This is a genomic window from Isoptericola halotolerans (genome assembly GCF_003003075.1).
Lineage (GTDB): Bacteria > Actinomycetota > Actinomycetes > Actinomycetales > Cellulomonadaceae > Isoptericola > Isoptericola halotolerans_A.
Genome location: NZ_PVTX01000002.1, coordinates 71,365 through 93,477, shown reverse-complemented (window position 1 = coordinate 93,477; position 22,113 = coordinate 71,365). Strand labels below are relative to the sequence as shown.

21 protein-coding genes are annotated in these 22,113 nt (G+C 74.7%); 10 read left to right on the top strand and 11 right to left on the bottom strand.

Annotation, left to right across the window (positions count from 1 at the left end; translation table 11 throughout):
- Positions 1-2: 2 nt before the first annotated feature.
- On the bottom strand, positions 3-623 hold the full coding sequence (locus BCL65_RS03800) for a PadR family transcriptional regulator (protein WP_106265380.1): 621 nt from the start codon (positions 621-623) through the stop codon (positions 3-5).
- Between the two features lie 110 nt (positions 624-733).
- Here BCL65_RS03800 and BCL65_RS03795 point away from each other — a divergent pair, with 110 nt between their 5' ends.
- Entirely contained in the window at positions 734-1,630 is an 897-nt protein-coding gene (locus BCL65_RS03795) for a DNA/RNA non-specific endonuclease (RefSeq protein WP_106265379.1), read from the top strand.
- 66 nt (positions 1,631-1,696) lie between these two features.
- Positions 1,697-3,568, top strand: a complete 1,872-nt coding sequence (locus BCL65_RS03790; RefSeq protein ID WP_106265377.1) for a cation:proton antiporter — start codon at positions 1,697-1,699, stop codon at positions 3,566-3,568.
- Positions 3,569-3,695: 127 nt separating this feature from the next.
- On the opposite strand, the gene BCL65_RS03785 is transcribed toward BCL65_RS03790, so the two are convergent.
- On the bottom strand, positions 3,696-4,490 hold the full coding sequence (locus BCL65_RS03785; RefSeq protein ID WP_106265375.1) for an ABC transporter permease: 795 nt from the start codon (positions 4,488-4,490) through the stop codon (positions 3,696-3,698).
- Positions 4,487-5,386, bottom strand: a complete 900-nt coding sequence (locus tag BCL65_RS03780) for an ABC transporter ATP-binding protein (protein ID WP_106265374.1) — start codon at positions 5,384-5,386, stop codon at positions 4,487-4,489. The genes BCL65_RS03785 and BCL65_RS03780 overlap by 4 nt, the downstream gene beginning before the upstream one ends.
- A gap of 162 nt (positions 5,387-5,548) precedes the next feature.
- Between BCL65_RS03780 and BCL65_RS03775 the strand changes: the two genes are divergently transcribed.
- Entirely contained in the window at positions 5,549-6,832 is a 1,284-nt protein-coding gene (locus tag BCL65_RS03775) for a sensor histidine kinase (RefSeq protein ID WP_106265372.1), read from the top strand.
- The gene (locus tag BCL65_RS03770) at positions 6,829-7,554 is read left to right on the top strand and encodes a response regulator (protein ID WP_106265912.1); all 726 of its coding nucleotides are present in this window, start codon (positions 6,829-6,831) and stop codon (positions 7,552-7,554) included. The genes BCL65_RS03775 and BCL65_RS03770 overlap by 4 nt, the downstream gene beginning before the upstream one ends.
- A 230-nt stretch (positions 7,555-7,784) precedes the next feature.
- Here the strand turns inward: BCL65_RS03770 and BCL65_RS03765 are convergent, their stop codons facing one another.
- Complete coding sequence (locus BCL65_RS03765; RefSeq protein WP_106265370.1) at positions 7,785-8,150, bottom strand: helix-turn-helix transcriptional regulator; 366 nt, start codon at positions 8,148-8,150, stop codon at positions 7,785-7,787.
- 80 nt (positions 8,151-8,230) lie between these two features.
- Positions 8,231-9,013 (bottom strand): deoxyribonuclease IV, encoded by a 783-nt coding sequence (locus BCL65_RS03760; protein WP_106265369.1) that lies wholly within the window; start codon positions 9,011-9,013, stop codon positions 8,231-8,233.
- A gap of 74 nt (positions 9,014-9,087) precedes the next feature.
- Between BCL65_RS03760 and BCL65_RS03755 the strand changes: the two genes are divergently transcribed.
- From BCL65_RS03755 to BCL65_RS03740, 4 genes are all read left to right on the top strand, one after another.
- Positions 9,088-9,345, top strand: a complete 258-nt coding sequence (locus BCL65_RS03755; protein WP_106265367.1) for a hypothetical protein — start codon at positions 9,088-9,090, stop codon at positions 9,343-9,345.
- Positions 9,346-9,407: 62 nt separating this feature from the next.
- Positions 9,408-10,253 (top strand): hydroxymethylpyrimidine/phosphomethylpyrimidine kinase, encoded by an 846-nt coding sequence (locus BCL65_RS03750; protein WP_106265365.1) that lies wholly within the window; start codon positions 9,408-9,410, stop codon positions 10,251-10,253.
- A 161-nt stretch (positions 10,254-10,414) separates the two neighbouring features.
- Positions 10,415-13,069, top strand: coding sequence for a phosphoenolpyruvate carboxylase (locus BCL65_RS03745; protein WP_106265910.1), 2,655 nt, complete (start codon positions 10,415-10,417; stop codon positions 13,067-13,069).
- Entirely contained in the window at positions 13,069-13,845 is a 777-nt protein-coding gene (locus tag BCL65_RS03740) for a copper homeostasis protein CutC (RefSeq protein ID WP_106265908.1), read from the top strand. Before BCL65_RS03745 ends, BCL65_RS03740 begins: the two co-directional genes overlap by 1 nt.
- Here BCL65_RS03740 and BCL65_RS03735 read toward each other — a convergent pair.
- The 6 genes from BCL65_RS03735 to BCL65_RS03710 all read right to left on the bottom strand — a co-directional run bounded on the left by BCL65_RS03735 (position 13,835) and on the right by BCL65_RS03710 (position 20,017).
- The gene (locus BCL65_RS03735; protein WP_106265364.1) at positions 13,835-14,596 is read right to left on the bottom strand and encodes a VOC family protein; all 762 of its coding nucleotides are present in this window, start codon (positions 14,594-14,596) and stop codon (positions 13,835-13,837) included. The genes BCL65_RS03740 and BCL65_RS03735 overlap by 11 nt on opposite strands.
- Positions 14,597-14,673: 77 nt before the next feature.
- Positions 14,674-15,645, bottom strand: coding sequence for a 5'-3' exonuclease (locus BCL65_RS03730; protein ID WP_106265362.1), 972 nt, complete (start codon positions 15,643-15,645; stop codon positions 14,674-14,676).
- 12 nt (positions 15,646-15,657) lie between these two features.
- Entirely contained in the window at positions 15,658-16,065 is a 408-nt protein-coding gene (gene crcB, locus BCL65_RS03725) for a fluoride efflux transporter CrcB (protein WP_165799918.1), read from the bottom strand.
- Positions 16,062-16,511, bottom strand: coding sequence for a fluoride efflux transporter FluC (locus tag BCL65_RS03720; protein WP_243400770.1), 450 nt, complete (start codon positions 16,509-16,511; stop codon positions 16,062-16,064). The genes crcB and BCL65_RS03720 overlap by 4 nt, the downstream gene beginning before the upstream one ends.
- Before the next feature lie 110 nt (positions 16,512-16,621).
- Positions 16,622-17,623, bottom strand: coding sequence for a sigma-70 family RNA polymerase sigma factor (locus BCL65_RS03715; RefSeq protein WP_106265358.1), 1,002 nt, complete (start codon positions 17,621-17,623; stop codon positions 16,622-16,624).
- 54 nt (positions 17,624-17,677) lie between these two features.
- On the bottom strand, positions 17,678-20,017 hold the full coding sequence (locus BCL65_RS03710) for a SpoIIE family protein phosphatase (RefSeq protein WP_106265356.1): 2,340 nt from the start codon (positions 20,015-20,017) through the stop codon (positions 17,678-17,680).
- Positions 20,018-20,180: 163 nt separating this feature from the next.
- On the opposite strand from BCL65_RS03710, the gene BCL65_RS03705 reads away from it, so the two are divergent.
- Entirely contained in the window at positions 20,181-20,873 is a 693-nt protein-coding gene (locus BCL65_RS03705; RefSeq protein WP_243400771.1) for a hypothetical protein, read from the top strand.
- Positions 20,874-20,911: 38 nt separating this feature from the next.
- A complete protein-coding gene (locus BCL65_RS03700) occupies positions 20,912-22,111 on the top strand; it encodes a MalY/PatB family protein (protein WP_106265352.1) in 1,200 nt (399 codons plus the stop codon).
- The last annotated feature ends 2 nt before the right edge of the window (positions 22,112-22,113 follow it).

Sequence of the window (22,113 nt, the reverse complement as noted above, 5' to 3'; positions counted from 1 at the left end):
CGTCACTCGCCGGCGAGCAGCAGGTAGAGGTCGCGGCGCGCCCCGGCCAGGATCGCCGCGGCGGCCGTGGCCTGCTCCGGCGTGCCGGTGCGGGCGACCTGCTCGACGGCGCCGGCGAGCGAGCGCATCGCCCCGTGCAGCTCGCGGCCCGGTCCGCGCGGGCCGGTCGGCGCCCAGGGTGTGCCGAGCTCGTCCCGGTGCGCCTCGACGTGCTCGCGGCCGGCGTCGGTGAGGGACGCGAGACGACGACCTCCGTCGTCGGCGACCTCGACGAGGCCCTCGTCCTGGAGCTGGGCGATCGCCGGGTAGACAGCACCCGGGCTCGGGCGCCAGCCGCCCTCGGAGCGGTCGGCGAGCTCGGTGATGATCTGGTAGCCGTGCTGGGGCGCCTCGGCGAGCAGGAGCAGGATCGCGGCGCGCATCTGGCCGCGGCCGCGCCGGCTGCCGCCGCGACGGCCGCCGGGGCCTCCCGCGCCGGGGCCGCGGCCGCCGCGCGGGCCGGTCTCCCAGCCGACGTCGAAGCCGCCGCGTCGTCCACGGCCGCCGCGCGGGTGGTCGCCGCGGCGGTGCGGGCCGCCGGGCAGGTCGAAGGGATCGGGGTGGGGGGTGCGAGGGGTACGCATGGTGGTTCTCCTGTCGAGCGCGGGGAGCCGGATGCTCACCCGACGTATCGAAGATACATCAACGATATATCGTTGACAAGAGATCGGCCGGACGTGGTTGGCTCGCACCTGTGACCGGCTACGACGCCCAGTTCCTCGGCCCCGACGAGGCCGTCCGCGTACCCCTGCCCACCGCCGGGCGTCCGCTGCGGCAGCTCGACCACCCCCGATTCAGCGTGCTCCTCGACCCGCAGCGCCGACTCGCCGCCGCCACGGCCTGCACCGTGGACGGGGCACGGCTCCGGCCCCTGCCCAGGTCCGGGAGCTGGCGGCTCGACCCGCAGGCGCCGCCGCACGAGCAGGCGGGCAACGAGCTCTACCGCCACAACCCGCTCGACCGCGGGCACCTGGTCCGGCGGCTGGACCCCATGTGGGGCACGATCGAGGAGGCTCGCGAGGCGGGCGAGGCCACGTTCGTCTACACCAACGCGGCGCCGCAGGTCGCCGAGCTCAACCAGTCGAAGGAGCTGTGGAACGGGCTCGAGGACCACGTGCTCGAGTACGCCGACGCCCACGACCACCGGGTCGTGGTCCAAACCGGGTGCGTGTTCCTCGGCGCCGACCCTGTCTACCGGGGCGTCGCGATCCCGCGGCAGTTCTGGAAGGTCGTCGCCTGGGCAGCAGCGGGCGACGGGCCGGGGACGGGCAGCCCCGCACCCACCCTGCAGTCCGCCGCGTTCGTGCTCGACCAGACGCCGTTGCTCACCGACGCCGAGCTGAGCACCGCGACGGGACGGGCGCTCGCCGTCGGGCACGTGCCGCCCCTCGGCCCCTTCCGCACGTTCCAGGTGCCGGTCGCCGACGTCGAGCGGCTGACCGGCCTGGGCCTCGGCCCGCTGGTGGCCGCCGACGTCCGTGGCCCGGCGCCCGACCGCCCGCTCGAGCCGAGGACCGTCTCCCACCGGCCGCCGTCGGGCTGGACGGAGCTCACCGGACCCGCCGACGTCGTCCCGTCCCCGCCGAGGTAGTGCGAACCTCGCCGAGGTCGTGGCGCCCCGCTGCCGAGCGGGACGAACCCGCCTACCTTGAACGCCATGGACGTCATGCTGGTCGCGGTCGCCTCGGTGGTGATCATCATCGCCGTCACGGCGCTCGCCCCGCGGGCGGGGGTGGCGGCCCCGCTGATCCTCGTGCTGATCGGGACCGGCATCAGCCTCCTGCCGACGACGCCGGCCATCGAGATCGATCCCGAGCTGATCCTCGCCGGCGTCCTGCCCGCGCTGCTGTACGCGGCGGCGGCGTCCTTCCCCGCCATGGAGTTCCGCCGCGAGCTCACGGCGATCGGCGGCATGTCGGTGCTGCTCGTCGTGGTGTCCGCGGTGGTGCTCGGTGCGGTCTTCGCGGCCGTCGTCCCCGGGATCGGGCTCGCCGCCGGCATCGCGCTGGGCGCCATCGTCAGCCCCACGGACGCCGTCGCCACCTCCATCATCAAGAAGCTCGGGGCGCCACGCCGCGTCGTGGTCATGCTCGACGGCGAAGGGTTGCTCAACGACGCCACGTCCCTCGTCCTGCTGCGCTCCGCCATCGCGGCGACCGCCGCGACGGTGTCCGTCTGGAGCGTGGTGGGGGACTTCCTGCAGGCGGTGGCGATCGCCGTGGTGTGCGGCGTCATCGTCGGCCGGCTGGGCCTGTGGGTACGGGCTCGGGTGCGCAACGCGGCGCTGTCCACCGCGGCCTCGTTCGTCGTGCCCTTCGCCGCCTACGCGCCCGCCGAGGCCCTGGGTGCCTCGGGCATCGTCGCCGCGGTGGCCGCCGGGCTGGTGACGGGCACGCTCGCGGCGCGGCACCTGCGGCCCCAGGACCGGCTGTCCGAGGAGTCGAACTGGCGGACGGTCGAGGTGCTGCTCGAGGGCGGGCTGTTCCTGGTCATGGGGCTGCAGATCTTCGGGCTGGTCGAGGACGTCCGGGCGGAGCACGGCTCGTTGGCGCTCGCGCTCGGCGTCGCGACCATCGGCGCGGTCGGCATCGTGCTGGTGCGCGCCGCGTTCGTGCTGCCGCTGCTGGCGCTGCTGGAACGTCGTCGTCGGCGCGCCGAGCAGGTGCGGGAGGTCGTCCACGGGATGCAGGCCCGGCTGGAGGCCGGGCGGGCGTCGTCCGAGGAGCCGGGCCGCGGCCTGACCGCGGCGGCCGTCGCGGAGGCGTACGCCGCCAGCCTGCCCGCCGGGATGGACCCACGACGACGGCGCCGCGCGGTGCAGCGCATGACCCGACGCGTGGAGGCCGAGCAGCGACGCCGGGCCGCACCCCGCACCGAGCGTCGCGAGGCCGGCATGGCCACCCGCATGGCCCAGTTCCAGCGGCGGATGCTCCGCAAGCTGGCCGACGTCGACTACCTCATGGCTGCGCCGCTCGGGCCGCGGGAGGGCATGGTGCTGGTCTGGGCGGGGATGCGCGGTGTCGTCACCCTGGCCGCGGCGCAGACGTTGCCGGCGGACTTCCCGCAGCGGTCGCTGCTGGTGCTGGTGGCCTTCGGCGTGGCCGCCGGGACCCTGCTGGTGCAGGGCGGCACGCTGCCGTGGGTCGTGCGACGCCTCGGTCTCGCGGGCAGCGCGTCACCCCGGCACGCCGAGGGCATGGAAGGGCTGCGCGCCGTCCACGACGCCGCGTCGCGCGCCATGCTCGACGACCCCGGCCTGCGGCGACCCGACGGCGGCACCTACGCCCCGGTGGTCGTGGCACGGGTGCGCGACCTCGTGCTGCGCGACCAGGAGGACCAGGTCGAGGAGGAGCAGACGCCGGAGGAGCTGGCGACCCAGTTCTTCGAGCTGCGGCTCGCGACCATCGGTGCGCAGCGCGCGGCGCTCCTCGAGGCACGGTCCGTCGGCAGGTACGACTCCGTGCTCCTGAACCGCGCGCTGGAGCTGCTCGACGCGGAGCAGATCGCCGTGGAGATGCGCGCCGAGTAGCCCCGCCGCCGAACGTCTCGGTGCCGAACGTCTCGGTGCCGAACATGTCGATCCGGACCGCTTTGCGGAGTCAAAGCGGTCCGGATCGACACGTTCGGCGGCTGGAGGCGGCGGGAGTGAGGGCGGCTCAGGCGGTCTTGATCTCTCCGCGCTGGACCCGCAGGACTCCGACCAGCAGCGGCAGGCCGACCCAGATCGCGGTGGTGACCGCGAGCTGCGCCCACTGCTCGCCACCCATCGACCCGCCCGTGATCAGCGGCATGGAGGCGGTCTGCAGGTCGAGCCACGGCCACACGTCCTGCCACGACTGCACCAGCGCCGTCAGGCCTCCCACGATGGTCGGCACCACGAGGTAGACGACGATCGCGCCCGGCGTGCTCTGCAGCGCCAGACCGAACGCCACGCCCTGCATCATCCAGATCGCGAGCATCAGCACCATGCCGGCCGTCATCGCGCCGAGGCCCCAGTCGGCGTCGGCGTCGCGGAAGGTGATGACCGCCAGGTGCGCGATCGCGGCGATCGCGACGGCGACCAGGAAGAAGGCCAGCCCGGAGCCGACGGCGGTGACCAGCTTCGCCCACACGACGCGCAGCCGGCGCGGCTCCAGCGTGAAGGTCGTCAGCCCGGTGCGTTGGGACCACTCGGCGGTGGTGGCGAGGATGGCGACGATCGGCAGCAGCATCGCCAGCGGCGTCGACGTGTTGGTGACGAACGCCTCGAACGACACGTTGCCGTCGCCCACCAGCCCGGTGACGGCCAGGACCCCGGCGGTGATCACGGCGATGGTGACGAACAGCCAGCGCACCGCCCGGGTGTCGAGCTGCTTGCGCCACTCGTACGCCGCGAGCCGGGTGAACGGCACGGGCCTGAGGTCGTGCTTCCGGGTGCGGGTGGCAGGCGCGGACTGCTGGACGGCGGTCATGCGGACACCGCCTCTCGGGCGTCGTCGGCGGTGAGCTCGAGGAACAGCTCCTCCAGCCCGCGGGAGGACGTGTCGCGCAGCTCGACGACCAGGACACCGGCGGCGACGGCGGTCCGTGCGACCTGCTCGGCACCGGCGGTGGTGGTGAACCCGCCGCCGGGCTGCGGCTCGACGTCGATCCCGGCCTCGCGGCACGCGGCGGCCAGCGCGGCGTCGTCGGTGGAGCGCACGAACGTCCCGGCGGCGCGCAGCAGGTCGTCCTTGGTGCCCTCGGCGACGACGCGGCCGCGTCCGATGACGACGAGCCGGTCGGCGACGTGCTCGATCTCGGAGAGCAGGTGGGAGGACAGCAGCACCGTGCCGCCGTCCGCCGCGAAGTCGCGCAGCAGGTCACGCATCCACCGGATGCCGGCGGGGTCGAGGCCGTTGGCCGGCTCGTCGAGGATGAGGACGTCGGGCTCGCCCAGCAGCGCCCCGGCGATGCCGAGCCGCTGGCGCATGCCGAGGGAGTAGGTGCGCACGCGGCGGCCGGCCTCGGCCGGGGTGAGGCCGACGACGTCGAGCACCTCGTCGACGCGGTGCCGTCCCACGCCGGTGAGCAGCGCGGACAGGGCGAGCGTCTCGCGGCCGGTGCGTCCGGCGTGCTGTGCCGCGGCGTCGAGCAGGACGCCGACCCGGCGGCCGGGGTTGGCGAGCGCGCCGTACGGCTTGCCCAGGATGCGCGCGGTCCCGCTGGTGGGCGGCGTCAGGCCGGTCATCATGCGCATGGCGGTGGACTTCCCGGCGCCGTTCGGCCCGAGGAAGCCGGTGACGAGGCCTGGCTCGGCGGTGAACGACACGTCGTTCACGGCCGAGACCGGCCCGTATCTCTTGGTCAGGTGCTCCACGGTGATCATGCCTCCAGGCTGCCGCGGGAGCAGGGGCCCGCGCATCGCCCGCAGGGTGGGTCCGTGTCCGCCGTCGGGCTCGTCCGTGTCATCCCTTCGGCGGATGCCGGCCAGGCCAGGCAGCGTCCGACGGCGGATGCCCGGCCGGGGCGATCGCCCTACGCTCGCTGGGTGCCCACCCCGACGGACGACCCGTACCGGCCCGACCCGGCCGTGCTCGACACCGACCCCGCAGCGCGGGACAGGGCACGCACCCGGGGGGTCTGGCGTCGGGTGTGGGGCGAGACGTGGCGGCTGGCGGTGGCGCTGGTGTTCAGCACGATCGTCTTCGGTGGCATGGCGGTGGAGGCCGAGTCGGCGCAGCAGCCGATCTCCGAGCAGCAGGTCGCCCTCGACGTCCTGGTGGGGCTGGTCTGCTTCGGCCTGGTGCTCCTGCGTCGGCGGTGGCCGACGACGATCGCCCTGCTCGTCTGTGCGGGTGCTGCCGTGTCGGTGCTCGCCGTCGGGCCGGTGGCCCTGGCGGTGGTGTCGTTGGCGACGCACCGGCAGTGGTGGCGCATCGTCGCGGTCGGGGTGGTGTACGTCCTCAGCGGCTGGACGTACGAACGGCTCTACCCGCCGGTGGACAGCGTGGGGTGGCCCGTCGCCCTGGGCGGGGGAGTCGTCCTCTACTCGCTCATGGTGTGGATCGGGGCGTACATCGGCCTGCGGCGCGAGTACCTCGCCGGCCTGCACGAGCGGATCGCGACGGCGGAGCGTGAGCAGGCGAGCCGGGTCGCGCAGGCACGGGCGAACGAGCGCGCACGGATCGCGCGGGAGATGCACGACGTGCTGGCGCACCGCATGTCGCTGGTCGCGATGCACGCGGGCGCGTTGGCGTACCGGACGGACCTGCCGCGCGAGCAGGTCGCCGAGACGGCCGCGCTGGTGCGGGACAGCGCCCACGCGGCGCTCGGCGAGCTCCGCGAGGTGCTCGGCGTGCTGCGCGGGCTGGACGGTCCGCCGGCGGGCGCGGTCGGTGGGCCCCACGCAGCCGATCCGGAGCGTCCCCAGCCCACGCTCGTCGACCTGCCGGCGCTGGCCCGCTCCACCACGGACGCCGGGACCCCGGTCCGGCTGGAGGACCGCCGGGACAGTCCGGAGAAGCTGCCGACGGCGGCGTCCCGCACCGCGTACCGGATCGTCCAGGAGGCCCTGACGAACGTGCGCAAGCACGCGCCGGAGCTCTCCGCCTCGGTGGTGCTGCACGGTGCGCCGGGGCAGGGGCTGTGGATCACGGTGACGAACCCGACCGCGCTGACGGACGCCGGCGGGGACGACGCACCGTCGGTGCCGCCGTCGGGCCTGGGGCTGCTCGGGCTCACGGAGCGGGCCGAGCTGGCCGGGGGCACGTTGACGGCACGGGCGACGGACGGCCGCTTCACGTTGCGTGCCTGGCTACCGTGGGCGCCATGACCGACTCGATCTCCGTCGTCGTGGTCGACGACGACGCGCTGGTACGCGCCGGGCTGGGCCTGATCCTCGGCGGCGCCCCGGAGGTGCGGGTCGTCGGCGACGCCGGCGACGGCGACGATGGCGTGGAGCTGGTACGCCGCATGCGCCCCGACGTCGTCCTCATGGACATCCGGATGCCGCGCATGGACGGGATCGAGGCGACCCGGCGCATCGTCGCACCCGGAGGTGCCGCGGGTGGTGCCGCGGGTGGTGCCACCGGTGGCGGTGCGAGTGATGGTGCGCCGCGGGTCATCGTGCTGACCACGTTCGACACGGACGACATGGTGCTGCGCGCCCTGCGTGCCGGGGCCGCGGGTTTCCTGCTGAAGGACACCCCGCCCGACCGGCTGGTCGCCGCGGTCCGGGCGGCGGCGGACGGGGAGCCGACGCTGTCACCGTCGGTCATGAGCCAGCTGATGGCCCAGTTCTCGGCGGACCCGGCGGACGGCGCCCGCGACGCGCGGCTGCTCGCACGGCGCCGTCTCGCGACACTGACCGACCGGGAGCGGGAGGTCGCCGCGGTGCTGGCCGAGGGTCTGTCCAACGCGGAGATCGCGGCCCGGCTCTACCTGAGCGTGCCGACGGTCAAGACGCACGTGTCGCGGATCCTCGACAAGCTGGGGGCGGCCAACCGGGTGCAGGCGGCGATCGCGGTCCACGACGCCGCGTCGGGCGGCAGGTAGAGCGCTCGCGCGCCGTCCGCGAGCTGCCCGGCCGGATGCACGGCCCGCCGGTCGAAGCTGCTTTTTTCGCACGTGTCCGGTGAGCGGGATCCGAGCCACCGCAGCGCACGCCATTCACGCTCCGCGTGAGATTCACGCACAGCGTGAGTGGCGTGCGCGACTCGCGTCAGGATTACCGCTTGCCGGACACCCCTGTTTCGCAGTGCCGCGCCCCGCGGCACGTGCGGGATCTACCAAGGGATTCGCCCGTTCCGGTCGGGCGCCTCGCTGACCAGCTCGATCACGCGGCAGCCGAAGAGCTGCGCCAGGCGACCGATCTCGTCGAGGGACCACGGGACGCGCTCCCGGAACCGGGCCGAGACCGCCGTGCGCGACAGCCCGAGCTCGATGGCGAGCTGCTGCTGGGACAGCCCGCGCCGTGCGCTCTCGAGGCGGACGGCGCCGGCCGCCACCCTGCTGAGCCCGTCGCGCGCCATCCGGGGAGCGGGTCGTGGGCGCGCGCGTCCGGTCGCTCCACGGCCACCCTCGGGGCCGCCTTCGCCGTCGTCCACGTCGAGGACCAGCTCGAGGTCGGGGACATCGAAGAATCTCCGCATGGCAGCAGTGTCGTGCCGTCCCGTCCCGGCACGGCGGTCGTCCACAGGGTCGGTCGCCGCGCGGCGCGCGGTGGGGGCGCTCAGAGGCGCTCGCGCAGCCAGGCGATGTCGGTGCCGACGTCTCCCTTGGTCTCGCAGATCACCGGCGCGCCGGCCTCGCGGACCACGCCCACCAGCAGCTCCGGGGGGATGGTGCCCGCACCGAAGTTGGTGTGCCGGTCGGCACCGGAGCCGGCGTCGTCGCGTGAGTCGTTGGCGTGCACCAGGTCGATGCGCCCGGTGATCGCCCGGACGTCCGCGACCGCGGAGGCCAGGTCGATCCCACCCGCCCAGGCGTGGCACGTGTCGAGCGTGAAGCCGACGTCCGAGCCGCCGTCGGCCTGCTGCACGGCGGCCCAGAGCTGCTCGATCCGTTCCAGGCGCCGCGCCATCGAGTGGTCGCCGCCCGCGGTGTTCTCGATGAGGACGGGGACGTCGGTCTCCAGGGAGTCGATCGCCTTGCGCCAGTTGTCGAACCCCTTGGCCGGTTCGTCGTTCGCGGTCACGTGCCCGCCGTGCACCACCACGCCCCGGGCGCCGATCTCGCCGGCGCGCGCCATGACCTGCTGCAGGAGCTTGCGGCTGGGGATGCGGATGCGGTTGTTGGTGGACGCCACGTTGATGACGTACGGGGCGTGCACGTAGACGTCCAGGCCGGCCGCCGCCGTCGCCGCACGGAACGCCTCGGCCTCGCCGTCGGCGAGCGGCGGCACCTTCCACGCCTGCGGGTCCGAGACGAAGACCTGGACGACGTCCGCACCGATGGCCGCCGCGTCCGCGACGGTGTCGGCGAGGCTCACGTGGGCACCGATCCTGAGGCTCATGGGTTCAGCGTAGGGCGAGACCCCGACGGTGGTGGCCCGGCTGCTACGGTGCCCGCAGTCGACGAGGAGGACAAATGTTCTCGATGGGCTTGAGCGGGCTGGTCATGGTGATCCTGCAGATGCTCCTCCCGCTGGTGACGGCGGTCGCCGTCGTGGTGATCGCCGTGACCATGGTCCGCGGCGGCTCGCCGGCGCGGGCGGCCGGAGCGCCGACGGACCGACCCGGCCTCCTCGAGCAGCGGCTGCACCACCTCGACCGCCTCCACGACGCCGGCCGGATCACGGACGACGAACGCGCCGAGGCCCGGGCCCGGCTGCTGGGTACCCTGTGACGCTACCCGGGTGACCGAGGACCCGGATCGCGACGGCAGGCACGCGTCGTACGCTGGAACGCATGCCCAGCACACCACCGCTCGCCTACGTCATCGCCGGCTCGGAGGCCACCGGCGGTGCCGGGATCCAGGCGGACCTGAAGACGTTCCAACAGCTCGGCACCTACGGCGTCGGCACGCTGACCTGCATCGTGTCGTTCGACCCGGAGAACGACTGGGGGCACCGGTTCGTGCCGGTCGAGCCGCAGGTGATCGCCGACCAGTTCGGGGCCGCCACGGCCACGCACGACCTCGACGTCGTGAAGATCGGCATGCTCGGCACACCCGCCACGATCGACGTCGTCGCGCGGTCCCTCGCCTCCCGGCCGTGGCGGCACGTCGTGCTGGACCCGGTGCTCATCTGCAAGGGCCAGGAGCCGGGCGCCGCCCTGGACACCGACACCGCGCTGCGCGCGCAGGTGCTGCCGCTCGCCACGGTGGTCACCCCGAACCTCTTCGAGGCGAAGACGCTCGCCGGCATGGACTCCGTGGAGACGGTCGACGACCTGGTCGAGGCGGCGCGCCGCATCCACGGCCGGCTCGGCACCACGGAGGGCGCCGGGGACGGGACGCGGTACGTCGCGGCGAAGGGCGGCGTCGAGCTGCCCGGGCCGGACGCCGTCGACGTCCTGTACGACGGCGAGCACGTCACCGTCCTGCGCACGCCCAAGGTCGGCGAGGAGCGGGTCTCCGGTGCCGGTTGCACCTTCGCGGCGGCCATCACGGCCGAGCTCGCGAAGGGCACCGACGTCCCGACGGCGGTCCGGACCGCCAAGGACGTCGTGACCCAGGGGATCCGTGCGCGCGTGGCCGCGCACACGCCGTTCGACACCGTGTGGCAGGGAGCGTACGCACCGCAGGGTGCCTGAACCCCGGCTGCTCGCGTCGCCTGCGGCACCTGCCGGTCCGTACGGCGGACGCAAACTATGTCTCAAGCGGGGTTCGGCTTAGTCTCTAGGGCGTGAGCGACAACTACGGACAGCAGAGCCCGAGCACCGGCGCGATCGAGCGCGTCGTGGCCCGGCACGAGATGCCCGACCCGTTGCGCGACGACATCCGCCTGCTCGGCGGACTGCTCGGCACCGTGCTGCGCGAGGCCGGCGGACAAGGCCTGCTCGACGACGTCGAGCGCCTGCGCGAGCTGACCATCCGCGCCTACGGCGTGGACGACGGCGGAGCGAGCCTCGAGGAGGCAGCGGAGGTCGTCGCGGGGTTCAGCCTCGAGCGGGCCGAGCAGGTGGCCCGGGCCTTCACGTGCTACTTCCACCTGGCGAACCTCGCCGAGGAGTACCACCGCGTGCGGGTGCTGCACCACCGCGAGTCGGAGTCGGGTGCCGCCATCGAGGAGTCGCTGCCCGCGGCCTTCACGCAGCTCACCGAGGAGGTGGGTCGAGAGGAGGCCGTCCGACGCCTGGGCGAGCTGGAGTTCCGCCCGGTCCTGACGGCCCACCCGACCGAGGCCCGCCGTCGTGCGGTCTCCGGCGCGGTGCGGCGCATCTCGACGCTGCTCGCCGAGCGCGACACGATGCGTCCCGGCGGGACGTCGCGCACCGAGAACGAGCGGCGCATGCTCGCCGAGATCGACACCATGTGGCGCACGTCGCCGATCCGGGCGTCGAAGCCCACGGTGCTGGACGAGGTCAAGACCGCCATGGGCGTCTTCGACGCCACCATGTTCAGCACGTTCCCCGAGGTGTACCGCCGGCTGGACGACTGGCTGCTGAACGGCGAGGCCGGGGCGCGCGCGCCGATCGCGAAGCCGTTCGTCTACCTGGGTTCCTGGATCGGCGGCGACCGCGACGGCAACCCCAACGTCACCGCGGAGGTCACCCGTCAGGCGGCCACGCTCGCCGCGGAGCACGCGCTGACCGCCCTCGAGGAGGCCGCCCGCACCACGGGGCGCAAGCTGACGCTCGAGGAGGCGACCACGCCGGCGTCGGCCGAGCTGAAGGCCCTGTGGCAGCGGATCCGCCAGCTCTCGGACGACCTGACCACCGCCGCCGCCGCGGACTCCCCGAACGAGCCGCACCGCGCGGCGGTCCTCGCGATCGCCGGCCGGATCGCCGCGACCCGCACGCGGGACGCCGACCTCGCCTACCAGCGTCCGGAGGAGCTGGAGGCGGACCTGCGCACCGTGCAGGCGTCGCTGGTCGAGGCCGGGGCGCAGCGTGCCGCGTTCGGCGACCTGCAGAAGCTGGTGTGGCAGGTGCAGACCTTCGGGTTCCACCTGGCCGAGATCGAGGTGCGTCAGCACTCGCAGGTGCACGCCGCCGCGCTCGAGGAGATCGCCGAGAAGGGCGTCCACGGCGAGCTGAGCGACCGCACCCGCGAGGTCCTCGACACCTTCCGCGCCCTCGGTGCGGTGCAGAAGCGGTTCGGTGAGCGGGCCGCCCGTCGCTACATCGTGTCGTTCACCCAGGCGCCGGAGCACATGGCGGCCGTCTACCAGCTCGCCGAGCTGGCGTTCGACGGCGCGGACGACGCACCGATCATCGACGCGATCCCGCTGTTCGAGACGTTCGCGGACCTCGAGAACTCGGTCGACATCCTCGAGGCGATGCTCGAGATGCCGCAGGTGCAGCGGCGCCTGGCGCAGAACGGCCGGCGCGTCGAGGTCATGCTCGGCTACTCCGACTCGTCGAAGGACGTCGGACCGGTCGCGGCGACCCTCGCGCTGCACTCCGCGCAGTCGCGGATCGCCGAGTGGGCGCAGCGCCACGACCTCACGCTGACGCAGTTCCACGGCCGGGGCGGCGCCCTGGGCCGCGGCGGCGGCCCCGCGAACCGCGCGGTGCTCGCCCAGCCCCCGCACTCGGTGGACGGCCGGTTCAAGCTCACCGAGCAGGGCGAGGTCATCCTGGCCCGCTACGGCGACCCGACCATCGCGGCACGGCACATCGAGCAGGTCGCCGCCGCGACGCTCCTCGCCTCGGCGCCGTCGACGGAGAAGCGCAACGCCACCACGGCCGAGCGGTTCTCGGCGCTCGCCTCCTCCCTGGACGCGACGTCGCGGGCACGGTTCCACGAGCTGGTGAAGTCCGAGGGCTTCCCGCAGTGGTTCGCCGAGGTCACGCCGCTGGAGGAGGTCGGCCTGCTGCCGATCGGCTCCCGCCCGGCCAAGCGCGGCCTCTCGGTGAACTCCCTCGACGACCTGCGCGCCATCCCGTGGGTCTTCTCCTGGTCGCAGGCGCGCATCAACCTGGCCGGCTGGTACGGCCTGGGCACGGCGCTGCGCACGTTCGGCGACCTGGACGAGCTGCGGGCGGCCTACCGCGAGTGGCCGCTGTTCGGCACGCTGCTCGACAACATCGAGATGTCGCTCGCCAAGACGGACGAGCGCATCGCCGCCAAGTACCTGGCGCTCGGCGACCGCGACGACCTGGCAGCCATGGTCCTTGACGAGCTGCGCCTCACCCGCGAGTGGGTCCTGAAGATCACCGGCAACGACTGGCCGCTGGCCAGCCGCCGCGTGCTCGGTCGGGCCGTGCAGCTCCGCTCGCCGTACGTGGACGCGCTGTCCCTGCTCCAGGTGCGCGCGCTGCGGGCGCTGCGCACCCAGGGCGCCAGCGAGGGCCTGACGATCGAGGACGGCGAGTGGGTCGACGGCGGCTACAAGGACCGCTGGCGCCACCTGCTGCTGCTCACCGTGAACGGCGTGAGCGCCGGCCTGCAGAACACCGGGTGATGACGCCGGACGCCGCGGTCGCGCTCGAGCTGGCGGTGCAGGACGTCGCGGGCGTGGCGGTCGCGGCGTCCGTGGGCGCGCGCCGGGTCGAGCTCTGCACCGCCCTGGGTGCCACCGGCGGCGTGACGCCGGGCCCCGGTCTGCTGGCCGCGGCCGTCGAGCGTGCCGCTGCTCCGCCGTCGGGCACCCCCGTGGAGGTCCACGTGCTGGTGCGCCCGCGGCCGGGCGGGTTCGTCCTGGCCGCCGGCGAGCTGGACGTGCAGGTGCGCGAGGTCGAGGCGGCCGTGCACGCCGGAGCGAGCGGCGTCGTCGTCGGTGCGCTCACCGCCGCCGGCGGGGTCGACGGGGCGGCGCTGCGCGCGCTCGTCGCCGCGGCGGGCGAGGCCGAGGTGACGTTCCACCGGGCGTTCGACCAGCTCGCCGACCCGGTCGCCGGCCTCGACGCGCTCGCCGCGGCCGGCGTCGCCCGCGTCCTCACCTCGGGCGGGGCCGCCCGCTGCGCGGACGGCGTCGAGCAGCTGCGCGCCTGCGCGGCGCACGCCCGCGGCCGGCTCGGAGGCGCGGTGCAGGTCATGGCCGGCGGCGGTGTGCGCGTCGAGGACGTCGCCGCGCTGCGTGCCGCCGGCGTCGACGCGGTCCACCTGTCCGCCAAGCGCACCGTGGCCGACGACGGCGGGCCCGGCGGCGGCGGAGGCTCCGGCTACGAGGTGACCGACCCCGAGGTGGCGGCCGCCGCGGCCGCTGCCGTCGCCGCGGCCGCTGCCGTCAGGCGGTGATGAGGCGAAGCACGGCCCCGACCGGGTCGCGCACGTCGACCAGCCGGCCGAACGCGGAGTCGGTCGGCTCGCCGAGGACGGTGCCGCCGAGCTCCGCGGCCCTCGCGGCTGCCGCGTCCACGTCGGCCACACCCAGGTAGACGAGCCAGGACGACCGGTCGGTCCGTTCCTCGCCGGCCGCGTCGTAGACGCCGGCCGTGGCCGCCTCCTGGGTGTCGTTCGTGGCGTACCGCATGCTGCCGTCAGACGGCACGAGCGTGATCCGCCAGCCGACGGCGTCGCGGTAGAACGCCGTCGCGGCGTCGAAGTCCGTCGTCCACAGCTCGAACCAGCACGGTGCGCCGGGCTCCATGACGCGCGCGAACCCGTCGTGGCCGTGCGGCTCCCAGAACGCGACGGACCCGCCCACCGGGTCGTCGGCGACGAGGAACCGACCCTGCCCGGCCGCGTCGTCGGGACCGATGAGGAGCGTGCCGTCGTGCTCCGTGACCTGCCCGGACACGGCGTCGAGGTCCGCGGTGGCCAGGTAGACCGACCACTCGCTCGGCCCGCCCGGCCGCATGCTCGGGCCGACGCCCGCCACCGGTTCTCCCCGGTGGAGGAACTGCCCGTAGCCGCCGAACTCCTCGCCGAAGCCGACGTGCTCCCAGCCGAAGAGCTTGGTGTAGAACGGGATGGCGGCGTCGACGTCGTCCGTCCCCAGGTCGATCCAGATCGGCGCGCCGTCCGGCAGGTCTCCGCGTGCGGGCATGTCGTCCTCCGTGGTGTCGGCTCGGCGCCGGCCGGCGGCCGGCGCTCGTCAGGACAGACGGTGCCCGACGGCGGAACTCATCGCCGCGCGAGCGCTGTCAGCACGCGGTCCACGCTGGAGCGGATGCCCCAGCGGTCGGCCAGGGCGTCGAGGGTCTCGGCGTCGTACGGCTCGCGCGGCAGGGCGTCGTCGAACGTCCCGACGGGTGCGTCCGAGGAGACCTGCACGACGGCGGGAGCCACCGCGAGGTAGTCGGCCGCCTCGGCGAGCTTGGCGCGCTGGGTCGGGGTGACGCCCTTGTCGCCGGCGGCGGCAGCCTCGAGCAGGCGGTCCAGGGAGCCGTACGCCGCGAGCAGCTTGGCCGCCGTCTTCTCCCCGATGCCGCGCACGCCCGGCAGGCCGTCCGAGGGGTCCCCGCGCAGGACCGCCATCTCGGCGTAGGCGGCGCCGGTCGGCACCCCGTACTTCTCGGCGAGCAGCGCCTGGTCCACGACGTCGGGATCGCGCACCCCGCGCGCCGGGTAGAGGATCGCCACCCCGGCGTCGTCGTCCACGAGCTGGAAGAGGTCGCGGTCACCCGTGACGACGGCGACCCGCGGGCCGGCGCCCCCGGTCCCGGCGGGGCTGCCGCCGTCGGCGGCGGACGCGGCGAGCTCGCGGGCGACCAGCGTGCCGATGACGTCGTCCGCCTCGAAGCCCGGCGCACCGACGCGGGCGATGCCGAGCGCGGCGAGGACGTCGACGACGACCGGCACCTGCGGGACCAGGTCCGCCGGCACCTCCTCGACGTCCGGGCCGTCGTCGCGCCGTTCGGCGACCCGGTGCTCCTTGTAGGAACTGATCGCGTCGACCCGGAAGGCGGGCCGCCAGTCGTCGTCCCAGCAGGCCACGAGGCGCTCGGGCCGGTGCTCGGTGACCAGGAACGCGATCATGTCGAGCAGGCCGCGCACCGCGTTGACGGGGCGGCCGTCGGGGGAGCGCAGGGAGCCGGGCAGGCCGAAGTAGGCCCGGAAGTAGAGGCTCGCGGTGTCCAGCAGCATCAGGCGCATGGGGCCAGCCTCTCAGGAGCCACCCACGGCGGCACCTACCAGGGCGATCCCGCCGACGACGGCGAGCACCGTCACGGCGAGCGTGCTCAGCGCGTGGAGCACGGCGGCGACGTGGCGCCCGCCCCGGAATATCGTCACGGTCTCGACGGTGGCGGTCGAGAAGGTGGTGAAGCCGCCGCAGAGACCTGTCGCCAGCAGCAGCCGCCACGGCTCCCCGCCCGGGCCGGCGAGGACGAGCCACCCCGCGACGGCGCCGATGAGCAGCGAGCCGAGCACGTTGACGATCCACGTCCCCCACGGGAACCCGGTCGGGCGGCGGGCCCTGATGCTGTCGGCGAGCCAGAAGCGGGCCGCCGCGCCGATCCCGCCGCCGAGGCCCACGAGCAGCATCCCCAGCAGCGGGGACACCGTGGCGGTCATCGGCCCCGCCCCGGGCGGGGGCCGCGGGGGCCGCGGGACGTGCGCAGGCCGGCGAGCACCCCGAGCAGCGCAGCCACGAGGCCGAGCAGCAGCGTGGCTCCGGAGTACGCCAGCGCCGTCTGCCACTGGCCGCCCGAGAGCAACGTCTCGACGTCGAGCGCGAGCGACGAGTAGGTGGTGAAGCCGCCGAGCACGCCGGTGCCCCCGAACAGGCGGAGCCGGCGCAGGCGGTCGGTCTCGCGACCGTGGACCGCGAGGGCCTCGAGCAGCCATCCGAGGGCGAACGCCCCGACGACGTTGACGGCGAAGGTCGCCCACGGCCAGCCGTCCGGCTCGGCCGGGAGGGCGAGCGACACCGCGTAGCGCAGGCCGGAGCCGACGGCCCCGCCGAGCGCGACGAGCCCGAGCAGCCGCAGGTCGCGGTGCGGGGGCCGGGGCGAGGTCACGGGCACCATCATGGCGGACGCGCCGCGCTGCTACCTCGCCGCGAGCGGCCCTACCTCGGCGAGTTCCGCCCTACCTCGGCGAGTCCCGCGCTACCTCGGCGTGTCCCGCGCTACCTCGCGGGCTCGGTGGGCAGGTGGTCGGGGAGCCCGAAGCGCGGGAACCACGTCGCCGTGTCGAGGAACGTCGTGATGCCGGTGATGTGACCGACGCCGTCGTCCTCGAGGACCACCAGCCCCCACGGCGCCCACCCGCCGTCCGGGGACGCGCGGTACTGCCCGAACGCCATCGAGCCGTTGGCCCGCACCCGCAGGCACCGCGACCCGCGGCACCCGTGCCCCGGGCCGAGCATCCACCGGGCGATCTCCCGCGGACCGGACACCCACAGCGTGTACGGCGGCATGTTCAGCACGGCGTCCTCGCGCAGCAGGGCGACCAGGGCCTCCATGTCGTAGCGCTCGAACGCATCGAGGTAGCGCTCCAGGAGCTCGTCGTCGACCGTGCCCCACCGGGCCTCGTCGCGCTCCAGCGCCTTCGTGCCGAGGGTGGCGCGGGCCCGCTGCAGCGCGGAGTTCACCGAGACCACGGTGGTGTCGAGCAGGGTCGCCGTCTCCGCCGCCGACCAGCGCAGCACCTCGCGCAGCACCAGCACCGCGCGCTGGCGGGGCGGAAGATGCTGCAGGGCGGCGACGAACGCGAGCCGGACCGACTCGCGCCCCACGGCCATCTGCGCCGGGTCCCCCTCGCGGGGCAGCACGGCGTCGTCCGCCACGGGCTCGACCCAGCGGTCCTCCGGCAGCGTCTCGCCGAAGTTCTCGATCTCGGCCGGCTGGGGGCCGCCGAGCCCCATCGGTCGTTCGCGGCGCTTGGACGCGCCGAGCGCGTCGAAGCACACGTTGGTCGCGATCCGGTAGAGCCAGGACCGCAGGGAGGACCGCCCCTCGAAGCGGTCGTAGGCGCGCCAGGCGCGCAGCATCGTCTCCTGGACGGCGTCGTCCGCGTCGCCGGCCCCGCCGAGCATCCGGTAGCAGTAGCCCGTGAGCTCCCGCCGGTACTCCTCGAGGCGCGCGCCGACGTCGGGGACGTCGCCGACACCCGTCACGGTCTGTGTCATGCCTCACACGGTAGGACGAGGTACCGACACCCGCGCGCCACGGGCAGCGCCGGCTCACGTCCGCCGACGTCGCGCCTCGTCACGCGTCCACGGCAGCACCCGCTCGACGAGCGGCACCGAGCTCGTGGTGGGCGACGAGCGCCGCACCACGGGCACGTTGCCGCTCAGCGGCCGCGCCGTCCGGTCGATCTCGAACCAGACCGTCTTGCCGGCGCCGACGGCGGCGTGCCGCCCGACCACGTCGCCCACCTGGTGCTGCTGGACCCCCCACCGCGACGCGAGCTTCTCGAGGAACTGCACCCCCCGGCCGGACAGGTCCTGGGGTTCCGGGGCACGCAGCACCGGCGGGCGGGTGCAGCCGTCCCGCACCCCGACGCGCAGCCGGCGGTCGTCCACCTCGACGGTCGCCACGATCGGTCCCCGGCCGTGCTCGAGCGCGTTGGTGAGGATCTCGCTCGCGAGCAGCATCGCCGTGCGCCGCTGCTCGCCGTCGACGTCGCACGACTCCAGCACGTCGTCGACCCAGCGCCGCGCGGGCCCGAGGTCGCTGAGAGCCTCGGCGACCTTGCGCTCGGCGGTGGCGGGCCCGTCCTCCCCGGGTGGTCCCGACGGCGCCGGGACGCGGGCGCGCACCGCGAGCACGGCGACGTCGTCGCGCTGGGCCCGCCCCACGAGCCGCCGGACGAGGGCCCGCGGCAGGGCCGCCGTCGCCTCGCCGTGCACGTCGGCGAGCGCCTCGCGCAGGTCGCGCATGCGGTCGGTGATCATCACGCCGCGCCGCTCGACGAGCCCGTCGGTGTAGAGCAGCAGCGTGTCGCCGGGCAGCAGGCGGGTGACGTGGTCGTGCCGGTCGGTGCCGGGGTCGACGCCGAGCAGCATGTCGGTGCGGGCGTCGAGCTGCTCGACCGTCCCGTCGCGGCGCAGCACCAGCGGCTGCGGGTGCCCGGCGTCGGACCAGGTCAGGGTGTACCCGCGCTCGGGGGTGCCGTCCTGCCCCGTGTCGCCCTGCGGGTGCTCGTCGTGGTCGAGCCGCACGACGACGGCGGTCGCCAGCGCCTGGGGGCCCAGGGTGGCGTTGGCCCGGTCGAGGCGGCTCAGCAGCGCGGCCGGCGACTCGTCGTGGCTCCAGGCGAGGGCCCGCAGCATGGACCGGAGCTGGCCCATCTGCGCGGCGGCGTTCACGTCGTGCCCGGCGACGTCGCCGATGGTCAGCACGGCGGTGCGGTCGTCGCGCACCACCGCGTCGTACCAGTCGCCGCCCACCTGGTCGGTGCGGGCGGCGGGCGCGTACGTCGTGGCGATGTCGAGGTGCGCGACCTCGGGCGCGTCGGAGAGCAGCGACTCCTGCAGCGTCGTCGCGACCCGTCGTCGGGCCTCCAGCAGCGCGACGCGCTCGAGGGCCATCGCCACGTACCGGCTGAGCGTGGTCTCCAGCGCGGCCGTCCCGGCGTCGTGCTCGCGCGCCTCCTCCCACACGCACACGACGACGCCGATGACGTCGTCGTCCGCGACGACCGGCAGGAACGACCGCGCGCCGGTGGTCATGAGGCCCACGCCCGCCATGGCGGGGTAGGCCTCGCCCATCTCTCGCTGGTCGCGGTAGAAGAGCGTCCGGCGCTCGCGCACGACGGCGGTGTCCGGCCGGGGGGAGTCGAGCCGCGTCGAGCGCATGGTGTCGGGGAACCCGGGTTCCTGGTGCCCGACGGTCACGTAGCGCAGGTGCCGGCGGTCCGCGTCGACGAGGGCGAGCGAGCACCAGCGTGCCCCCATGCCGGTGCCGACCACCTGGGCGATGGTCTCCTCGACCTCCTCGAGCGTCGTCACCCCGGCGAACTGCTCGGAGAGCCCGAGCAGGAACTGCGCCCGCTGGTGGGCGCGGAACGCGACCTGCTCGGCGCGGCGGGCGCGCTCCCGCTCGGCCCGGAGCCGCAGCTCGCCGGTGCAGGAGGCCGCCAGGTCGCTGAGCGTCGCGAGCTCGTCCTCGGTCCAGCGGCGCACCGCCGTGTCGAGCGCCCAGAGGGCGCCGACGACCTGTCCCCGGCCGTCCTCGACGGGGAACCCCGCGACGGCCAGCGTCCCCATCTTCTGGGAGATGTACCGGTGGGCGAAGCGCTCGTCGGTCCGGGTGTCGTCCACGACGAGCGGCGACCGCTCCGCGACGACGATCCCGGTCGCGGGGTCCGCGACGTCGATGGCCCGTTCGCGCTGCAGCGCCGCGGGCATGCCGACCGCACCGGGCAGGAGCTGCACGCCGTCGGCCAGCACGACGAAGGCGGCTGCGGGCACGCCCAGGTTGCGGTGGACGAGCCGCACGATGCGGTCGAACACCTCGTCGGCGATGGACTCGTCCGGGGCGCCACGGAGCAGCGAACCCAGGACCTTGGTCGCGGGCACGGACCCAGTATGGCCCCCATCTCCCGGATCGCGTGCCTCCTCCGGTGCCTCGACGCGTCGCGCCTCCGGCGGGGCGCGGCAGGAGGGTTCGCGCTACCCGTTGCGACCTACGTCACACCGCGCGCACACTGGGAGCAGGAACCGATACGGGGGTGGACTCGTGGTGGGAACCGCTGGAACGTTCGACGCCTTGCCCATGCTGGGGCGGGGAAAGCACCGCAACCCGAAGAAGGGCGCGTGCTTCATGGAGCTCGCGTCGTTCCTCGCCGGTGAGCGCTGGAGCGACCATCCGCAGTGCACGCATCCGCTCCTGGCGATGCTGGCACGTGCGGTCAACGACCTGACCTCGGACCAGGCGCGGCCACGGCTGTCGACCATGATCCCGTCGGTCATCGGCCTGACGAGCGACGATCCGCGCTGGGACGTCCGGATCGCGCTGCGGTCCGCCCGGACGGCGCTGCCGGTGGCACCTGCCGACCGGCAGCAGACCCTGGCCGTGGCCGTCTTCGGCGCCGAGCGCATGCTCGACGCCCTCGACGGCAGGCCGGACGGGACGCTGGGGCCCGAGAGCGTGGCCGCGCTGGCCAGCGCGCCGAAGACGGCCGACTGGGCCCGCCGGTTCTGCGCGGGGACGCACGTCAAGCCGAAGCGGTTCGTGCGCGACGCCGCGCCGTCCGTGGTGTCGACGGCGGTCCAGGGCATCAGCGAGGCGTACGTGCCCGACTCCGACGCGCGGCTTCGGGAGCTGCTGCAGGCCACCATCGAGGACGCGCGCCACTGGTCGGGGCTCGAGGAGCGCTCGCAGGAGCTGCGCGCGGAGCAGTGGGTCGACGTCGTGCGGCCCGCCGAGGTCTGAGGACCGCGCACCCCCTCGGCGTCTGGTAGACCGAGGGGGTGATCGAGAACCCCCTGGACCAGCTCTCACTGGCTGACCTGCGCCGTCGTACCTCCGTCAAGTGGCGCGCCTACCCCGAGGACGTGCTGCCGCTGTTCGTCGCGGAGATGGACGTGCCCCAGGCGCCGTTCCTCGTGGCCGCCGTGCAGCGCGCGCTGGAGCTCGGCGACACCGGCTACGACCACGGCACCGGGTACGCCGCGGCGCTCGCACCGTTCGCCGCGCGCCGCTGGGGCTGGACGCCCGACGTCGGCACGAGCCGCACGCTGCCGGACGTGATGGTGGCCGTGGTCGAGGTGCTGCGAGTCCTCACCGGCCCGGGGGACGCCGTCGTCGTCACCCCGCCCGTCTACCAGCCGTTCTACGCGTACACCCGCAACGAGGGCCGCCAGGTCGTCGAGGCGCCGCTCGACGCCGCCGGCCGCCTCGACCTCGGCACGCTCGAGTCGGCCTTCAAGGTCGCGACGGGCATCTCGGGGCACGGCCGCGGCCCCGGCTCGGGCCGCCGCGCCGTCCTGCTGCTGTGCAGCCCCCACAACCCGACGGGCACCGTCCACACGCGCGCCGAGCTCGAGGCGGTGCTGGCGCTCGCGGACCGGTACGGCGTCCGGGTGGTGGCCGACGAGATCCACGCACCCTTCACGTTCGCCGACCTGGCCGACGGCGCCACCCCGTTCACGCCGTTGCTCTCCGTCGCGGGGAGCGAGGGCGCGATCGCGGTGCACTCGGCGTCGAAGGCGTTCAACCTCGCCGGCCTGCGGGCCGCGACGGCGGTGGGTGGCCCCGGCGCGGCCGACGACCTGCGGCGCATGCCCGAGATCGCCGGGCACGCCGTGAACCACCTCGCCGTCATCGCGCACGCCGCGGCGTACACCGAGGGCGACGAGTGGCTCGACGCGCTGCGGGCGGGGATCGTGCGCAACCGGGAGCTGGTGACGGGGCTGCTGGCCGAGCACGCGCCGGCGGTGCGGGTCCACCCGGCCGACGGCACCTACCTGATGTGGCTGGACGTGCGGGATGCGGTGCCCGAGGGCGCCGACCCGCACCACCACGTGCTGCGGACGGCACGCCTGGCCCTCGGGGACGGCCGGCAGTTCGGCACCGGCGGTGAGGGCCGGCTCCGGCTGAACCTCGCGGCGTCGGCCGAGACCCTCACGGAGGCGGTGTCGCGCCTGACGAAGGCCCTCCCGCCGAGGTAGTA